This window comes from Pseudarthrobacter sp. NPDC092439 (assembly GCF_044754945.1).
Taxonomy (GTDB): Bacteria; Actinomycetota; Actinomycetes; order Actinomycetales; family Micrococcaceae; genus Arthrobacter.
The window spans coordinates 157,614-175,355 of the sequence record NZ_JBIVQB010000005.1; the positions used below are offsets into that span (position 1 = coordinate 157,614).

General features: G+C 66.9%; 13 protein-coding genes. 3 read left to right on the plus strand and 10 right to left on the minus strand.

Translation table 11 applies throughout. The annotated features are described in order from the left end of the window. Window positions 1–19 precede the first annotated feature (19 nt). The 5 genes from ACIQCM_RS12370 to ACIQCM_RS12390 all read right to left on the minus strand — a co-directional run bounded on the left by ACIQCM_RS12370 (window position 20) and on the right by ACIQCM_RS12390 (window position 6,995). Window positions 20–1,447: an amidase gene (locus tag ACIQCM_RS12370; RefSeq protein ID WP_400607126.1), complete on the minus strand. Its 1,428-nt coding sequence runs from the start codon at window positions 1,445–1,447 to the stop codon at window positions 20–22. Then, on the minus strand, window positions 1,444–2,709 hold the full coding sequence (locus tag ACIQCM_RS12375; RefSeq protein WP_400607123.1) for a M20 family metallo-hydrolase: 1,266 nt from the start codon (window positions 2,707–2,709) through the stop codon (window positions 1,444–1,446). The genes ACIQCM_RS12370 and ACIQCM_RS12375 overlap by 4 nt, the downstream gene beginning before the upstream one ends. Before the next feature lie 49 nt (window positions 2,710–2,758). After that, window positions 2,759–4,135, minus strand: coding sequence for an MFS transporter (locus ACIQCM_RS12380; protein ID WP_400607121.1), 1,377 nt, complete (start codon window positions 4,133–4,135; stop codon window positions 2,759–2,761). Window positions 4,136–4,336: 201 nt separating this feature from the next. Then, a complete protein-coding gene (locus tag ACIQCM_RS12385; protein WP_400607119.1) occupies window positions 4,337–5,275 on the minus strand; it encodes a LysR family transcriptional regulator in 939 nt (312 codons plus the stop codon). A gap of 67 nt (window positions 5,276–5,342) precedes the next feature. Beyond that, complete coding sequence (locus ACIQCM_RS12390) at window positions 5,343–6,995, minus strand: PucR family transcriptional regulator (protein WP_400607117.1); 1,653 nt, start codon at window positions 6,993–6,995, stop codon at window positions 5,343–5,345. 106 nt (window positions 6,996–7,101) lie between these two features. Here ACIQCM_RS12390 and ACIQCM_RS12395 point away from each other — a divergent pair, with 106 nt between their 5' ends. Both ACIQCM_RS12395 and ACIQCM_RS12400 read left to right on the plus strand, forming a co-directional pair. Continuing rightward, window positions 7,102–8,589: a CoA-acylating methylmalonate-semialdehyde dehydrogenase gene (locus tag ACIQCM_RS12395; protein WP_400607115.1), complete on the plus strand. Its 1,488-nt coding sequence runs from the start codon at window positions 7,102–7,104 to the stop codon at window positions 8,587–8,589. 26 nt (window positions 8,590–8,615) lie between these two features. After that, complete coding sequence (locus ACIQCM_RS12400) at window positions 8,616–9,986, plus strand: aspartate aminotransferase family protein (protein ID WP_400607113.1); 1,371 nt, start codon at window positions 8,616–8,618, stop codon at window positions 9,984–9,986. 35 nt (window positions 9,987–10,021) lie between these two features. Here ACIQCM_RS12400 and ACIQCM_RS12405 read toward each other — a convergent pair whose 3' ends face one another. The 5 genes from ACIQCM_RS12405 to ACIQCM_RS12425 are packed head-to-tail and all read right to left on the minus strand — an operon-like array spanning window position 10,022 to window position 16,990. Beyond that, window positions 10,022–11,968: a penicillin-binding transpeptidase domain-containing protein gene (locus ACIQCM_RS12405; protein WP_400607110.1), complete on the minus strand. Its 1,947-nt coding sequence runs from the start codon at window positions 11,966–11,968 to the stop codon at window positions 10,022–10,024. Between the two features lie 30 nt (window positions 11,969–11,998). Then, window positions 11,999–13,444, minus strand: a complete 1,446-nt coding sequence (locus ACIQCM_RS12410; protein ID WP_400607108.1) for a phytoene desaturase family protein — start codon at window positions 13,442–13,444, stop codon at window positions 11,999–12,001. After that, a complete protein-coding gene (locus ACIQCM_RS12415; RefSeq protein WP_400607106.1) occupies window positions 13,437–14,882 on the minus strand; it encodes a glycosyltransferase family 87 protein in 1,446 nt (481 codons plus the stop codon). Before ACIQCM_RS12415 ends, ACIQCM_RS12410 begins: the two co-directional genes overlap by 8 nt. A gap of 18 nt (window positions 14,883–14,900) precedes the next feature. After that, on the minus strand, window positions 14,901–15,485 hold the full coding sequence (locus tag ACIQCM_RS12420; protein WP_400607104.1) for a histidine phosphatase family protein: 585 nt from the start codon (window positions 15,483–15,485) through the stop codon (window positions 14,901–14,903). Then, complete coding sequence (locus ACIQCM_RS12425; RefSeq protein WP_400607101.1) at window positions 15,482–16,990, minus strand: CCA tRNA nucleotidyltransferase; 1,509 nt, start codon at window positions 16,988–16,990, stop codon at window positions 15,482–15,484. Before ACIQCM_RS12425 ends, ACIQCM_RS12420 begins: the two co-directional genes overlap by 4 nt. Before the next feature lie 207 nt (window positions 16,991–17,197). Here ACIQCM_RS12425 and ACIQCM_RS12430 point away from each other — a divergent pair, with 207 nt between their 5' ends. After that, on the plus strand, window positions 17,198–17,698 hold the full coding sequence (locus ACIQCM_RS12430; protein WP_400607438.1) for an NUDIX hydrolase: 501 nt from the start codon (window positions 17,198–17,200) through the stop codon (window positions 17,696–17,698). Window positions 17,699–17,742 lie beyond the last annotated feature (44 nt).

Below are 17,742 nucleotides of genomic sequence, written 5' to 3' on the forward strand. Positions count from 1 at the left end.
TACTCCCACGAACCCCTCCCTACAACGGGGGGCGGCGGGTCCACGGCAGCACGGCTTCCAGCGCTGCCCCCACCCGGAAGACCGTCGCGTCCTCGAAGGGATGCCCCACGATCTGGACGCCGGTGGGAATTCCGCAGTCGGCCATGCCACTGGGGACGGCAAGCACCGGGCACCGGTTTGCAATGTTGAAAGGCGCCGTCATGTGCCCTTCCCAGTAATGCTCGAGGTGCACCGTGCCGGCGTCTATGCCGTCAAGGTACTGTCCTTCCGCCTCCAGGGCCGGAACTGCGGACACCGGGCAGACCATCGCGTCAAACCCTGCCATCGCCGCCGCCAGCCCGGCCTGCAGCCGGGACTCGGCGCGGATGCCGTCGAGGTAGCGGTTCTCCCCGGCTGCCCGGCGGGCGTCCGCCATGAACCGCCGTGTGTAGGGAGCCAGCTGGTCCACCGATTCCGCTGTCTCGTCCTCCATTGCCGGTCCCAGAAGGTAGCCGAAGTGGGTGAAAATGGTCCGCCTGATGCTCTCCGTGGTCCACGGGAGCTCGATTTCCTCCACCGCCGCGCCGGCCTGGCGAAGTGCCTCTGCGGCGGTGCGGGTATTGGCCTCGATATCTGCCGCCACCGGATAATTGCCCAGCCGGACGCACAAGGCGATCCTCATGCCGGCCACGGTACTCCCGCCGCCGGCCATGCCCTGTCCTGGCCAGCCCGCCGGGAGATCCGCCAGCGATGCATGGTCCGCGGGAGACTTCCCCGCCATGATCCCGGCCAGCAGTGCCGTGTCCGCTACTGTCCTGGCCATGGGCCCGTCTCCGCGATAGTGGTCCGCGGCGAGCGGCCCCAGCCCCGGGATGCGTCCGTAGGAGGCCTTGAACCCCACGGTCCCCGTGAACGACGCCGGCAGCCTGGTTGAGCCTGCGATGTCCGAAGCCGTAGCCAGCGGGGCCAGGCCGGCTGCCAGTGCCGCCCCCGAGCCGCCGGAGGATCCGCCGGGAGAATAGGTCAGGTTCCATGGATTCCGCGTTACGCCCCACAGCGGGCTGTGGGTCACGGTGGCGCAGCTGTACTCTGGGGTCGTTGTGCGGGCGTGGATGATGCCGCCCGCGTTCCTGATGCGTTCGATCACCGGATGGTCGGCCGCCGCAATGTCGCCTTTCCGCGCCAGGAGCCCCTGCGACAGGGTGCGGCCGCGGAGCCCGTGCTTTTCCTTGGCGGCCACCGGAAGGCCCAGGAGCGGGGCAAGGTCCCTGCCGCGCGCGTACCGGGTGGCGGCCTGCCGGGCGGCCAGCCTTGCTTCGGCGAAGAGCGTTTCGGTGAGTGCGTTGATGGCGCCGTTGACGGCTTCCGTCCGCGCAATTAACGCGTCCAGGAACTCCACCGGCGAAAGCTCCCGGCTCCGGAACAATCTCAGCGCGCCGGTGGCATCAAGGTAGTGCAGGTCCGTCATGCCAGCGCCGCCACGGCCGGCGCCGCAGTCCCGGCCAAGGCCCCCGCCACGAGCTCGCGGGCAACGCCGGTGAGCATGTCCACCCCGGCCACCATGTCGGCGTCGGTGGTGAACTCCCGCTCGCAGTGCGAAACGCCGTCCACGCTGGGAATGAACAGCATGACGGAAGGAGCCACGGTGTTCATGGCAACCGAGTCGTGGCCTGCCATGGTCTGGATGCGCCGGGCTGAGAGACCCAGGTTCGCCGCCACCTTGTCCGCGAGTTCCAGGCCGGCCTCCGGAAAGCGCCGGATGGGGCGGATATCGAAGTCCTTGACGTTCACTTTGATGTCGTGTTCACGGGCCAGGGTGTCGATGTCCTTCAGGAGTTTCGCCCGCGCCTGCTTGACGATGTCCGGATCGGCCGAGCGCAGGTCCGCGACGAGGTGCACCCGGCGGGCCACCACGATCGGTGAGTTCGGCTCCAGCGTCAGCTGTCCCACAGAGGAAACAATGGCCTCGTCCGCAAACTCCTTGGTGACATCGTGCACCATGAGGATGATCTTGGAGGCAGCCACCAGGGCGTCGTGCCGGTCAGCCATGGCCGTGGCTCCGGTGTGCGACTGTTCGCCCAGTACTTCGATATCCAGCTTCTGGGTGTACCAGCTGCTGTCCACCAGGCCGATGGTGATCCCCTCGCGCTCCAGGATGCGGCCCTGCTCGATGTGGATTTCAGCGTAGGCGGCGGCATCGGGCGCCTCGGCCGTGCCGAGGTACCCGATGCCGGCCAAAGCATCGCGGACAGTAACACCCTGCAGGTCGGCGACGTCGAGCATCTGCCCCCGGTCGAGCAGGCCCGCGTACACCGAGCTGCCCATGATGCTCGGGGCAAAGCGCCCGCCCTCTTCGTTGAACCAGTTGACCACCGCCAGGTTGAAGCGGGGCCGTGCCCTGCCGGCGGCAACCTCCGCTTGCAGCCGCCGGGCGGCGTGCAGCGCGGCGATGACACCGTAGGCGCCGTCGAAACGGCCTCCCAGCGGCTGGCTGTCCAGGTGCGATCCGATGATGACGTACGGAGCCCCGGGCACCCACTCCACCAGCCCGAACATGTTTCCGATTCCGTCCACCCGGAGTTCCCACCCGGCGTCGTTCACCCAGGCCGCGAACCACTGGCGGGTGAGCGCGTCCTCGGCGGTTGCGGCCTGCCGGTCCACACCGTTGTTCGCTGTGGCGCCGATGGTGGCAACGTGGTGGAAGTCGGACAGGAAAGCTGCTGAATTCATGGGGGAAGTCCTTAGGTCTGGCTGTGGAGAGGAAAGAGGGCGGGGGCTTCTAGCCCATCCGGCCGCGCGTCTCCGGCACCCGGGTGAAGAGGACCAGGAGAAGGACGACGGCGGCCGCCGCGGCCATGTAGAAGCCGGGGGCGTGCGGTACACCGCTGCCTCCCACCAGGGCGGTGCCGATGAACGGTGCGGTCCCGCCAAAGAGCGCGTACGCGCCGTTGTAGCTGATCGCGGCCGACGTGAAACGCGTCTTCGTCGTGAAGATCTCCACAAAGAACGTGTAACAGCCGCCGCCGTAGATGCACAGCGCCACAACGAACAGTGCCTGGCCCAGCAGTGCGAGCGGCAGGCTGCCGCTGGTGACCAGCATGAAGCACGGTACGGAAACGGCGGCCAGGACGGCAGAGCCCGCGATCAGCATCGGCTTGCGTCCCACGCGGTCGCCGACCCGGCCGCCAAGCGGCAACAGCACGGCGTAGAGCGCCAAGGCGGCTGCGTTGACCAGCAGGGACTGTTCGCGGCTGAGCCCGCCCGAGGTCTGGACGTAGGACACGAAGTAGGCGGAGAGGAAGTAGAAGCCCATGGCGGTCAGGCCCATGACGAAGATGACCTGGACCATCCGCAGCTTGTTTTCGCGGAAGGCCTCGCGGACGGGACTGAATTCCTTCGTCCGGCTTGCCTTGGCCTCGTTAAAGGCTTCACTCTCCACGGTGCGGCTGCGGATCCAGACTCCGAAGAGTGCAAGCGGCAGGGCCAGCAGGAACGGGATGCGCCAGCCCCAGGCCATGAAGGACTCGTTGGACATGGACTGGCTGAGGATGAGGATCATGGTTCCGGCAGTCACAGAAGGCAGCGCGGTTGCGGCGATAGTGATGTTCAGCCAGAACCCGCGGCTCTTGACCGGGGCGTGCTCGAAGACGAAGGACGGGGCACCTACGGACTCGCCGCCTGCCGAAAAGCCCTGGACGAGCCGGCAGAGGACCAGGAGGGCCGGTGCCCATGCGCCGATCTGGCCATAGGTGGGCAGGAGGCCCATGAGGGCGGTGGCTGCGCCGATCGCGACGAGCGTGATGGTGAGGACCCGCCGGCGGCCGATCCTGTCACCAAGCGCGCCGAAGAAGAGGCCGCCAATGGGCCGCACTACAAACGCGACGCCGAACGTGGCAAAGGTGGCCAGCATCGCTGCAACGGGGTTGGCCGCGGGGAAGAAGAGCTGCGAGAAGATCACCGCGGTGAGGCCGTAGAGCGTGAAATCGTAGAACTCGATGAACTGGCCGATGCTTCCGCCCGCCAGCACGCGCTTCTGCATCTTCGTAACGCCGGGGCGTGCGTTGACGGCCGCCGCCGTTTCACGAACGGGAACGTCCGGCGCAGGGGTCTGTACAACGTCAGGTGCCTGCTGGGGTTGGGGATGGATCTGAACCACAGAATCTCCTTTGATCAACATGGTTGTCCCGCCGGGGAGGTGGGGCGAGCGGTGTGGCTGGAGGGGCTTTCCCTTCCAGGAACCCCGCTGACATCCGCGCTGGAACAACCATGTGTGATCTGCCACACATGTGTCCAATTGATTGATTTGCTGCCATCAATAGATTTCGCCAATGCCCGTGCCAGTCAGGTGTCAGGGCATTCACCCGCCTGCAGGTGCGTGGCCTGCGGCGGCTGCCGTGTAGATGCGGCGGCACGTCTCTTCGAAGGCGAGGGCACGGCGCGTAGGCTGCACCCCCTCCGGCCGGACCAGCATCACCTCGATGGGCGGGAAATTGTCCGTCAGCGCCAGCGCCACCACCTTTCCGCCGGAATACGTCATGTCACTGTTCAGCCGCTGATTGAGCATGGCGTAACCATGGCCCTTCGCAACGAAGGACCGGACCGTCTCGTAACCCGCGAAGCGGTGCCGGACGTTGGGGACAATGCCGGCGAGTGCATAGAGCTGCTCGTAATATTCGCGGCTGTGGGGGAGATCCAGCACCACGGACGGTTCGCCGTCGAGCTCTTTGAGCGCAATGCTGCGGCCGGGGCGTGCTGCGGCCGGATGCCCGGCATGTACCAGGACGTGAGGCGGCACGCGTTCCAGCACCTTGTAGGTAAAGCCGCGCCCAAGGCCAAGGCCATACATCAACGCAACGTCGCACCGCCCGTCCAGCAGGGCGCTCTGGAGTGTGGCGAGATCGGCCTCCAGGAATGACACCTCCACGCCGGGGTGCTGGACTTCGAAGGTCTGGAGAATTGCCGGCAGCCTGAAGGGAGCCAGGGGCGCAAAGACCCCCACTTTCAGCTCACCCACGAGGCCAGCGGACAGACCGTGGGCAGATTCGTACAGGGCGTCCGCGTGCTCAAGCAGCACCTTGATGTCCTGCGAAAGCTGCCTGCCGGATGGCGTGAGCCTCAGCCCCCGGGTTGGCAGCCGCACGAACAGCTGCGTTGACAGGCTTGATTCCAGCTGGGCAACCGCGGTTGACAGGGTTGACTGGGTGACCAGCAGCCGTTCGGCGGCCGCCGTCATGTTCTCGAGTTCCGCAACCACGGCGAAGTAGCGCAGCTGCGTAAGGGTGAAGGGCTTTGCCATCGGTCAAAAACCACTCTCTACGGCACGTGCCGTTACGGAAGTCCGGTCGGTTCTGTGCTCATCGGACTCAAAGAGCCTGGAGCCTGTGGAGCAGGAGCGCCACGTGCAGCGAAGTCCGGGATTCGGCGTCATCGAGGTCCACGCCCAGGAGTTCCTCAAGCCGCCCGAGCCGGGCGTACAGCGTGGGTCTGCTGAGGTAGCCGCTGCGCGCCATGGCTGCCTTGTTGCCGCCCGACTCCAGGTACCGGGCGAGAAGTTCGAGGTGACCACCCCGGCCCTGGGCTTCATCCTGCAGCAGGACCTCCAGCTCCGACTCCACGAACTGCTGGACGCGCGGATCGTTCCGCAGCAGGGCCAGCAGTCCACGCAGCCGGACGTCCGTGGCCCGGTAGAACGGCTTGCGGACGCCGCGCAGGGTGGCCGAGGTTTCCGCCACGTGTGCGGCCTCGTCAACTCCGGCCGCGGCCTCGAGCAGGCTCCCCCGCGCGTGGCCCACGCCGACGGTCCATTCCGCGGACACGCTGTCGGGCTCCCGGTCCAGGGCATTGGTAAGCCGGTGCAGCATAGGGTCCTCCAGCTGCCTTGCCGGCAACGCCAGGATCATACCCACCGAGCCGGACTGGATACTTGCTGTCAGGGCGGTACTGGAGACCGTTTTTAGGACGCGACCCAGCTGTTCGAGCAGGATCCGCTCCTCCTCCTGGCCGGCGAGCGGATCGCGGGAGGGTCCGCCCGGCCGCTGTCCGGAGCGTGCCGCGGCGCCGGCTGACTGACCGATCCTTCGGAATACCACCGGTACGTAGAACGGTGACCGTTTCAGCCCCAGGGCTCCGGCACGCGCCAGCGCTTCCGCCTCGTCAAGACCGCGGGGTTGGCGCAGGGCGTTCAGCAGGCCCGCCTGGGCCTGCTGGCTGAGTTCGCGCCGATCGCGTTCGGCGAGCCGGTTGATCGCCAGCGCCTGTGCGGCCCGCTCCAGGACCATAGCCGCAGGGCCGTCGTCGTCCACGCCCAGGGGAACCACCAGCCTTCCCCACAGCTGGCGCCGCACCCCCACGGGAGTCTGGAGCCAGCCCTCGGCCCCGGCCCGGGCCGTTCCGGCAGGTGACGGGGTGGTCCGGGACCGGCGCTCCCAGTCCTCGAGCAGCTCCGCGGTGGGCCGCCCTTGGGCTGAGAATGCGAGCACCAGGTGGGACAGGTCTTCCAGGACGACCGGGGCCCCGATCATTTCGGCCGCCTTTTCCACCACTAGTTGGGTGCCGGCATTCTCCAGGCTGAGGAGCGTGAAAGCCTCGTGGACGTCCCGCGCGTGTTCCACGCGTTCCAGCTGCTCCGCAACGATCATGCGATGCACAATCTCGGTGACCTGCACGAACCGCACCCGCCGCTGGACCACGGCGACCGGAAGGGCGGTCCGCTGCGCCGCGGTGCGAAGCGCAGCGAGGCTGCGTTCACGGTTGCCGGTGAGCTCGACCACCAGGCCCGCTGCCCCTGCCTGCTCCAGCGACGCGACGAAACCGGCCGTGAGGCCCGGCTGCTTTTCCAGCTCCAGGCCCGTAGTAAGCACCAGTTCCCCCCCGGCCAGAAGGCCTGAGATGTCCAACACTTCGCTCACATGCACCCAGCGGACGGGAGCGTCCAAACCCGCGAAACCGCCCAGCAGCTGCGGTGCAGCTGCTTGCAGCACGGGAAGACCAAGAACGTCGCGGACCGAGGGAAGCATTTACAGAGTGTAAACGACTGTGTGATTTACCTTACACATCGGCCCTAACGGTGGTCCTTTGTGACGGCGAGACTGGACACAAATGCACCGACCTCAAGGAGAAACTTTGAACATCATCGAGCACTGGATCAACGGCAGCTACCTCCCCGTCGGAGACCACACGGCGCCAGTCACCAACCCCGCCACGGGGAAGGTCACCGGGCAGGTTGCCCTGGCCACCGCGCAGGAGAGCGACGCGGCTGTGGCTGCAGCCAAGGCCGCTTTCCCCGCCTGGCGGGACACGTCCCTTGCCCGCCGCACCCAGATCCTGTTCACGTTCCGTGAACTGCTCAATGCCCGCAAGGAGGAGCTCGCAGCGATCATCACGTCCGAACACGGCAAGGTCCTGTCCGACGCCCTGGGGGAGGTCACCCGCGGCCAGGAAGTGGTCGAGTTCGCCTGCGGCATCCCGCACCTGCTCAAGGGCAGCTACACGGAGAACGCCTCCACCAGCGTCGATGTCCACTCCATGCGCCAGCCCCTGGGTCCTGTCGCCGTCATCAGCCCCTTCAACTTCCCGGCCATGGTCCCCATGTGGTTCTTCCCGCTCGCCATCGCGGCCGGAAACACGGTGATCATCAAGCCGAGCGAAAAAGACCCCACAGCCGTCAACTGGATGGCTGAACTTTGGAAGGAAGCCGGTCTTCCTGACGGCGTCTTCAACGTCCTGCACGGTGACAAGGTGGCCGTTGACGCCCTTCTGAACCACCCGGACGTCAAGGCTGTTTCCTTCGTCGGCTCCACCCCGATCGCCAAGTACGTCTACCAGACGGCCACAGCGGCCGGTAAACGTGTCCAGGCCCTCGGCGGCGCAAAGAACCACATGATTGTCCTCCCTGACGCCGATCTCGACCTGGCGGCCGACGCGGCAATCAACGCCGGCTTCGGTTCCGCCGGCGAGCGTTGCATGGCCATTTCGGCACTCCTGGCCGTGGGGGACATCGCAGACGAACTGGTCGCCAAGATCGCCGAACGGGCCGCCGAACTGCGCACCGGCGACGGACTTCGCGGCTGCGACATGGGACCGCTGGTTACCGCCCAGCACCGGGACAAGGTGGCCGGGTACATCGACGCGGGCGAAGCAGCCGGCGCCACTGTCGTGGTGGACGGCCGAAACATCGCGGCCGACGCCGAGGGTGACGGTTTCTTCGTCGGGCCGACGCTCTTCGACAACGTCACGCCGGACATGTCGATCTACAAGGACGAGATCTTCGGCCCCGTTCTGTCGGTGGTGCGCGTGGACACCTACGACCAGGCGCTGAACCTCATCAACGGCAACCCATACGGCAACGGCACCGCCATCTTCACCAATGACGGAGGCGCTGCACGGCGCTTCGAGAACGAAGTGGAAGTGGGGATGGTGGGCATCAACGTCCCAGTCCCTGTCCCCATGGCCTACTACTCCTTCGGCGGCTGGAAGAACTCGCTCTTCGGCGATACCCACGCGCACGGCACGGAAGGGGTTGGCTTCTTCACCCGGGGCAAGGCCGTCACCTCCCGGTGGCTGGACCCCAGCCACGGAGGCATCAACCTCGGCTTCCCGCAGAACGCCTAGGACCGGAACCACGAAAGGAAAATGCCATGACCTCCACCGTTGAGTCCGGACCGGTTCCGGCGATTGACGCCGAAAGCGCCCGTCGGGCGTATGAGCTGGACCGCAAGCACGTCTTCCACTCCTGGTCAGCACAGGACCTGCTCGACCCCATGGTCATCACGGCTGCCCAGGGCTCCTACGTCTGGGACGGGGACGGGAACAAATACCTGGACTTCACGTCCCAGCTGGTGAACACCAACATCGGCCACCAGCACCCCGCCGTGGTTTCCGCCATTGCGGCGCAGGCCACGAAGCTGTGCACCATTGCGCCCAGCTACGCCAACGACGCCCGCTCGGAGGCGGCACGCCTGATCTCCGCGCGGACCCCGGGAGAACTGGACAAAATCTTTTTCACCAACGGCGGGGCCGACGCCAACGAACACGCCGTCCGCATGGCCAGGCTCCACACCGGCCGTCACAAGGTCCTCTCCGCCTACCGCTCCTACCACGGCGGAACCCACCTGGCGGTCAATCTGACAGGGGATCCACGGCGCTGGGCCAGCGACAGCGGCAGCACCGGCACCATTCACTTCTTCCCGCCATACCTGTACCGCTCGGCCTTCCATGCCAGCACCCCGGAAGAGGAAAGCGAGCGTGCACTTGCCCATCTGGAGCAGCTGATCAGCCTGGAGGGACCGTCCACCATTGCAGCGCTCATCCTGGAATCCATCCCGGGAACTGCAGGCATCTATATGGCCCCGCCGGGGTACTTCGAAGGGGTTCGGGAGCTTTGCACCCGGTTCGGCATCGTCCTGATCGCGGACGAAGTGATGGCAGGCTTCGGCCGGACCGGCAAATGGTTCGCCGTGGAACACTTCAACGTGGTTCCGGACCTGCTCACCTTCGCCAAGGGCGTCAATTCCGGCTACGTCCCGCTGGGCGGAGTGGCAATCAACCCCGAAATCGCGGCCACATTCGGGCAGCGGGCCTACCCGGGCGGCCTGACGTACTCCGGCCATCCACTGGCCGCCGCGGCTGCCGTGGCCACCCTCAATGCCATGGAAGATGAACGAATGGTGGAGCATGCAGCGGCCCTGGGCGAAACCGTCATCGGTCCGGCACTCGACGGCTTCGCGGAGCGGCACCGGTCCGTTGGTGAAGTCAGGGGCGTCGGCGTGTTCTGGGCCATCGAGCTTGTCCGAAACCGCGAGACGCGCGAACCGCTGGCTCCGTACGGGGGTTCCAGCCGGGAAATGAACCAACTGGTCGCCGCCTGCAAGTCCAGGGGACTCCTGCCGTTCGCCAACTTCAACCGGATCCACGTGGTGCCGCCCTGCAACACCAGCGTGGCGGACACCAAGGCCGGCCTCGCCATCCTGGACGAGGTGCTGGACATCGCCGACGGATTCGCGGACTGATTCCGGAAGCCGCCGGCCGGGCTTCCCGGGGGGGCTCAGCCGGCGGCCGTGAGGAACTGCTTCAGCAGCGGGCCCGAGGTGGTGGCCCCCAGGCCGCCGTCTTCCACGAACACAGCGACGGCGAGGTCCCCCTGCACCGCCACGATCCATGCATGCGTCTTGGGCGGGTTCTCGTCCCCGAACTCGGCGGTTCCGGTCTTGGCACCAACGGGCTTTCCGGGGACTTCGGCCAGGAACCCTGCATGGCCCGAGGTGACCACGGCGCGCATCATGTCGGCAAGCAGGGCCGCCTCCTTGGCCGTCACAGGCTCGCCGGCCGACGGCGCGGAAGACGCTGGCGGAGACGTGGCACCGGCGCTGGTTCCGCCGTCGGACGAGATGACCAGCTGCGGCGATACGGGGGCGCCCTTCGCCACCGAGCCCGCCATCACGGCCGCCGCCAGGGGCGAGAGGAGAACCCTGCCCTGCCCGATCATGGATGCCGCGTGCTCCGTGCCCGCGGCCTCACCGGGCACCGAGCCGAGGAAGGCGTCCGCACCGAGTGCCGGCGCGTCCACGGCAACGCCCAGCGCCGTCGCCGCCGACTCCAGCTGTGCCTGGGACACGGCGTCGCGCGCGGCAATGAAGGCAGTGTTGCAGGAATGCGCGAAGGCGTCACGGAGTGTCACGGATCCCAGCGACCCCTCCGGATACCCTTCGGCATTCTTGAAGCGGCGGCCGTCCACCGTGAGCGTCGGGGTGCACTGGACCTTTGAATCCGGCGTGAGCCCGTTGCGGAACATGGCCAGCGAATCCACAATCTTGAAGATGGATCCCGGCGCGTATTGCCCCAGCATCGCCGTGTTGTAGCCGTTGCTGCCCGGACCCGAGGCGGCCGCAAGGACGGCCCCGGTGGACGGGCGCAGGGCCACGATGGCGGAGGCCGGGGCCACCTTCTCCAGGGTCGTCTCGGCCAGCGTCTGCAGGGCAGGGTCGAGCGTCGTCTTCAGGGGCTTGCCGGGAGTGGGTTCGACTTCGAACAGCACCCGCCGCGGGTCCGTGCCGGCGGACTCGATTTCTTCCCGCGTCAGGTCTGCACGCTGCGCCCGGATGACGACGGCGTCAGTTCCCCGCAGCTGTTCGTCGTACCTCTGCTGAAGGCCGCCTTTCCCGATGACATCTCCCGCCGTGAGGGCGCCTTCGGAGGCTTCGATCTCTTCGGCGGACGCCTCACCCACGGTGCCCAGCACCGCGCGGGCGAAGGTCCGGGTGGGTGCCAGTGGAATGGAGTCCGGGATGGCGCGGGCTCCTTGGATCGCTGCAATCTGCTGGTCCGTTACGGTGCGGCCATCCTCACGCAGCGTGATGGCCGGAACGAACGCCTCCGGGCCGGCCGCCTCCACCTGCTTTGCGTAGTCTCCCGGATCAACGCCCACCAGCGCGGCGAGCTTCGTGGCTGAAGCAGCGGGATCCGCCGCTCCGAGGCGCGGCTTGTCGATGCCTACATTTACGACCGGGCGATAAGTGACCAGGGGCGCGTCACCGGCGCCAAGGATGTCCGCCCTGGGCGGTGTCTGCGTGCCTTTGGTGAGGATCTCATTGTCCGAGAGCCCGGGTGCAAGCGTGCCCGGATCCCACACAGCCAGCCACCCGTCCCCGGACTTCCTGAAGTTCACGGTCGAGGCATATTTCCATTCGGCATCCCCGAACGCCCACGTGAAGTTCATCGGCGCGGCGGCCTTGTCGCCGTCGCGAGTGAGCTCCCCGGCTTCCACAGCCGGCTTTTGTGGCTCGAGCGCCGCGAATACGGCCTTGACCTGCTCGTTGGCCGCGGCCGCATCCTTGCCGTCAAATGCCACGGAACCTACGTCCAGCCGGGAGAGGGCGGAGGCAAATTCCTGTGCCGCGGCTTCGGCCTCGCCGCGTCCGTCGTCGCAGGACACGAGTGACGCTCCAAGAACCAGTGCAACAGCCACGGCGGAAAGCTTTTGTTTTATCCCCATGGCGACATTATCGCCTGCCCGCCAGGCGCTTTATGACTGGAGTCCGAGGTCTGGAACATCCAGGCTGAATATGTCTTTCAGTGCATATCTTGCGGCATGGAGCCCGGGCATACCCGTGACCCCCGGACCTGGAGGCGTGGAGGACGAACAGAGGTACAGTCCCTGGGCCGGGGTCCGCCACGGGACCGGGGAAACCACCGGACGCTGCACGAGGCCCCTGAGGTCCATGGTGCCCGCCGAAAAGTCCCCACCCACGTAGTTCCGGTTGTACTCGGCCAGTCCCGCCGCGGTGACCGCGTGTGATTCCAGCACGAGGTCGCGGAAGCCGGGCGCGAAGCGTTCAAGCTGGGCCGTCACGGCCTCGGTCATGTCCACGGTGGAACCTGCGGGGACGTGGCAGTAGGTCCACAGCGTGTGCCGGCCGGCCGGCGCCCGGGAAGGGTCGAAGCGGGACGGCTGTGCCACCAGGACATAGGGCTTTTCAGGATGCCGCCCGGCACTGACGTCGTTCTCGGCGCGGGCAAGTTCGGCACGGGTACCGCCCACATGGACCGTGCCGGCGTCCAAAAGCTCCGCCGCCTGCCAAGGCACCGGACCGGACAGGATGAAGTCCACTTTGCAGGACCCGTTGCCATACCGGAACCGCTCCAGTGCGCGTCGGTAGCGGGGCGGGAAGGCATTCCCGGCCATGGCCAGGAGCCCGCGGGGCGCCACGTCGAGCAGGGTGGCCCGGGCGCGCGGCAGTTCCGCCAGCCGGTCAATGGGCGTGCCCGTGTGAATCAGTCCGCCGTGGTCGATGATGTCCCTGGCCAGGGCACCGGCTATGGAGGCTGAGCCACCCACGGGGATGGGCCAGCCCTTGGCGTGGCCCAAGGCGCCCAGCATCAGCCCTGCGCCGGAGGCAGCCAGTGAGGGCAGGTGGGAGACAGCATGCGCGGCTACCCCGCTGAGCATGGCCGGCGCCGCGTCTTCGCGGAACCGGACGTTCCACAGCCCTGTTCCCTGTTCCAGCGTCCGCAGGCCAAAGATGCCTGCCGCGAAGGGGCTCCGCGGCAGGCGCAGCAGCTGGTTCTGGGTCAGATCCATGATCCCGCTGACGTGGCGGACCAGCGGAGCCATCAGCCGGCGGTACGCCGCCCCATCCCGCCCCAGTCCTGCAGCGGTCCGCTCCAGTGAAGTGAAGGATAACGCGGCCCGTCCACCGTCCAGGGGCGAGCCATAGGAAAGGTCCGGCGTAATCAGCTCCAGCCGGCGGTCCAGTTCGAACGCGCGGAAGAAGGGTGACGCCACGGCCATCGGATGGACGGCGGAACAAACGTCATGAAAATGCCCGGGTCGCATCAGCTCCGTGGTCCGCGTCCCGCCGCCGATGGCTTCCGAGGCTTCGAACACCTCGACGGACAGCCCGGCGCGCGCCATGACGGCAGCTGCGGCAAGCCCGTTTGGGCCTGCTCCCACGACGACGGCGTCAGGCATTTGCGCCAGCTCCCGCCCGTGAATGTGGCCCGCCCAGCCTGAACGCATCGGGCACCTGGTCGAAGGGCCCGCCATGGGGGTCGTCGGCGTGTTGCCGCCGGAGCTGGTCGCGGGCGGGCTCGTAAATGTCGCCGGCCACGCGCACCACGAGATATGCCACGGCGAGCATATGAGCAACGACAGCGAGGACGTAGTAGAGCATGTCCAGGTTGTGCTGGGTGGAACCGGCGCTGGTCACCTGTCCAAGGTACATCCAGACGGCCCCCCAGTGGAGGCCCTCGATGCCCTGCCACACCAGGAACTCACGCCAGTGCGGCCGGACCAGGGCGAACAGCGGAATCAACCACACCACGTACTGCGGCGAATAAGCCTTCCCCGTGAGGATGAACGCCGCCACGAGCAGGAAGAGCAACTGCGCCAACCGGGGCCGCCGTGGTGCAGAGAGGGCCACCAGCGCAATGGCTGCGCACGCCAGGAGGAACAGCCCGGAGGACAGCACGTTGACGGCTTCAGCGCTCAGGGCAGGCCGATTGAGCCGTTCTGCCAGGAGATTGTAGGCAAACCAGGGAGAACCGTAGCCGGCCGGCCGATCCGCCAGGGAGGTGAAGTAGTAGCCCCAACCGGCTGCGTTGGCCGCCATGAACGGAACGTTCACGGCCAGCCACCCGGCCCCCGCTGCGGCCGACGACACGGCCAGGGGACGGAAGCGCCCGGTCCGCACGCTCAACAGCGCCACGGCCACGAGGAACATCAGCGGATACAGGTTCGTGGCCGCTGCCAGACCCACCAGCAGCCCGGAGGCCACCAGGCGTCCCGTCGCGAAGAAGTACATGCCCACGGCCAGCAGGGCCACGGTCCACAGGTCCCAGTTGATGGTTCCCGCCAGGATGATGCCCGGTGCCAGCGCCACGAAGGATGCGTCCCACGCACGGCGCCCCGCCAGCCGGGCGGTGGCCAGGACTGCCACCATGGCCGCCGCGGCCAGCAGCACGGCGTTAAGGTCGAAATAGGCCAGGATCCGGGCGTCCGTCGCACCGGAGCCCGGCACCAGCCAGGCGGTGATTCCAGCGATGAGCCCGGTAAGGGCCGGGTACTCGAATTGGCCGGCGGCAATGGGGAAGGCCCCGTCCGCGAGTCCGCGGTTACGGAAAATGTCCGGCAGGTCCGAATAGCAGGTGGAATAGAACTGTGACGGCGTGTCCCAGCCGTTGACCCGGCAATAGCCCTTGACCAGGAGTCCGGCGAAGGCGGCCAGGATGGTCAGCAGGACCAACACCCGGTCCACGCTGAAAAAGCCGGGGGAGACCACCCCCGGCTCGGCCCGGGCTCCCAGTGGCCCGCCCACCACTTCCGTGAAGTTCCGCAGCAGGTGGTCACTGCGGCTGGGTACCATCAGGCGGGCGCGCGGAAGATGTTCCTGCGGCTGCGTCTCCTGCATGGCTTGAGCTTACCCGGGCTATAGGCCCCACCGGACGATGGCGGGTGTCCTCTTATCCCAGCCCAACGTGCAGATTTTCGCCGTCCCCAGGATGAAATGGCGGCCTTCCACCGCGGGCAACTCGAGCCAGCGCGCGGTCAGGATCCGGGAGAAATGCCCGTGGGCCACGATCAGGACGTTGTCCATTCCGGATTCCAGGACGCGCGCGATGATCTTGTCCGCCCGTGCCGCGACCTCGTCCAGCGTCTCGCCGTTGGGCACCCCATCGGTCCAGATCAGGTAGTCGGGGTTGTCCTTGCGGATAAGGTCCGAACTGATGCCTTCGTAGTCGCCGTAGTTCCATTCCACGGCGAGGGGTTCGTGCCGGGCATCCGGGAATCCGGCCAGTTCCGCGGTGCGGCGGGCACGGCGCAGCGGCGAGGTGAGGACCAGGTCGAAATCGACGGTGTCCAGCAGCTTGCGTGCTTCGACGGCCTGCTGCTCGCCTTCGACGGTCAGCGGCAGGTCCGTCAGCCCCGTGTACTGCCCGCTTTTGGACCATTCGGTTTCGCCGTGGCGCAGGATCCACAGCTGCGGGCGGGGGGCAAAAGCGGAACTGGTCATTGGGACTCCTCTGACGGGGGACGGTCGACGGCGGCCGGCGGCGTTTCCGCCGGGGCTTCGGCAGGTACGGATTCAGGCTGTTCTGCCCACCAGCGCAGGAGCTTCGCCTCGGCCTCCTCGGGCGGCAGCGGGCCGTGCTCCATCCGCTCGTTCAGGAGGAACTTGTAGGCGCGCCCCACCACCGGGCCGGGCCTGAGACCCAGGAGGGCCATGATGCGGGCGCCGTCCAGGTCGGGTCGGACCGCATCAAGCGATTCCTGCTCACGGATCGCGGCGATCCGGGCCTCGAGGTCGTCGTACGCGAACGCCAGGCGTTCGGCCTTGCGCTGGTTGCGGGTGGTGACGTCGGACCGGGTGAGCCGGTGCAGCCGCTCCAGGAGCGGTCCGGCGTCGGTGACGTAGCGGCGCACGGCGGAATCGCTCCAGCCGGCGTCGCCATATCCGTAAAAACGCATATGGAGTTCCACCAGGCGCGCCACGGCCTTGGTGGTGTCCTTGTCGAACCGCAGGGCTTTCATGCGCTTTGAGGTCAGTTTCGCGCCCACCATGTCGTGGTGCCGGAAACTCACCGCGCCGCCCGGTTCGAAGCGGCGCGTAGCCGGCTTGCCGACGTCGTGCATTAACGCTGCGAAACGCAACACGAAATCGGGACCCGGAACGGGGCCATCCGGGTCCGTCTCCAGCTCCGCTGCCTGTTCCAGGACCTGCAGCGAGTGCTGGTAGACGTCCTTGTGCCGGTGATGCTCGTCGGATTCCAGCCGGAGGGCCGACACTTCGGGCAGCACGTGGTCTGCCAGGCCGGTGTCCACCAGCAGGTCCACTCCAACGCGGGGATGGGCGCCGCAGATCAGCTTGACCAGTTCCTCCCGGACACGTTCGGCGGAGATGATGTTGATCCGTTCGGCCATGCGTTCCATGGCGGAACGGACGTCCGGGTGCACCGAAACGCCCAGTTGAGCGGCGAACCGGGCGGCGCGCATCATGCGCAGCGGGTCATCGGAGAAGGAGGCCTCCGGAGCGCCGGGGGTGGCCAGGACCGAAGCGTGCAGGTCCCGGACACCGCCAAAGGGGTCCACCAGTTCCAGCGACGGCAGCTTCAGCGCCATCGCGTTAATGGTGAAGTCCCGGCGGAGCAGGTCATCGGTCAGCGAGGATCCGAACGCCACCACGGGCTTGCGGGAATCGGGGTCGTACGCCTCGGCGCGGTAGGTGGTTATCTCGATCTGGAAGCCGGCTTTGCGCATGCCGATGGTCCCGAAAGCGCGGCCGATCTCCCAGAAATTGTCAGCCCACTTCTTGATCAGCGCCACGGTCTGGTCCGGCGTCGCATCCGTGGTGAAGTCCAGGTCCGGAGAGGTGCGGCCCAGGAAGAGGTCACGCACGGGGCCGCCCACCAAGGACAACTCGTGCCCGGCGTCCACGAAGCGCTGTCCGAGCTCCAGGACCACCGGGTCCACCTGGAAATCGACGGTGTGGGATTCAATCTTGTGATGTGCGTGCGCCATAGTTTCTTAAGCTTGTCAGAAACCGGGCGGACGTCAGGCCAAAATGTGCGGAAGATCCGGTCTTATCCGCCGGGTCCCGGCTATCGGCGTCATATGCCGTCCATGTTGGTGTCATGTTCCGGTCATCACGAACGGGCAACAGTCGTTAGAGTGGACTGCATGGCCCATCCAGTACCGAGCGCTCCAGGCAGGAGGACAAACGCACCGTTGCCGTCGGCAATCGGTGCGCATGTTGCCCCTGCCGCGCACTCGGCGCCGGCGTCCCTGCCTACGGTGGAGGAGGTTTCGGCCGGCGGCGTGGTGGTTGATACGTCCGACGCCGTACTGCGGGTTGCGATTATCGCCCGCTTCAACCGCGGAGGGCGCCTCGAGTGGTGCCTGCCGAAAGGTCATCCGGAGGGCAAGGAAACCAACGAACAGGCCGCGGTGCGCGAAATCGCCGAGGAAACCGGCATCGAGGGCGACATCCTGGCCCCGCTGGGCAGCATCGATTACTGGTTCACAGTCAGCGGGCACCGCGTCCACAAGACCGTCCACCATTACCTGCTCCGCGCTACTGGCGGCGAACTCACCATCGAGAACGATCCGGACCAGGAAGCCGTGGACGTGGCTTGGGTGCCCATCCACGAGCTGGCCCGGAAACTGTCCTTTCCCAACGAGCGGCGCATCGCGGACCTGGCCCGGGAAGTCCTTCCCGGCCACCTCTAGCCAGCAGATTTCGTCCGCTTGCAGGGCCTAAAACCTCGTTATCA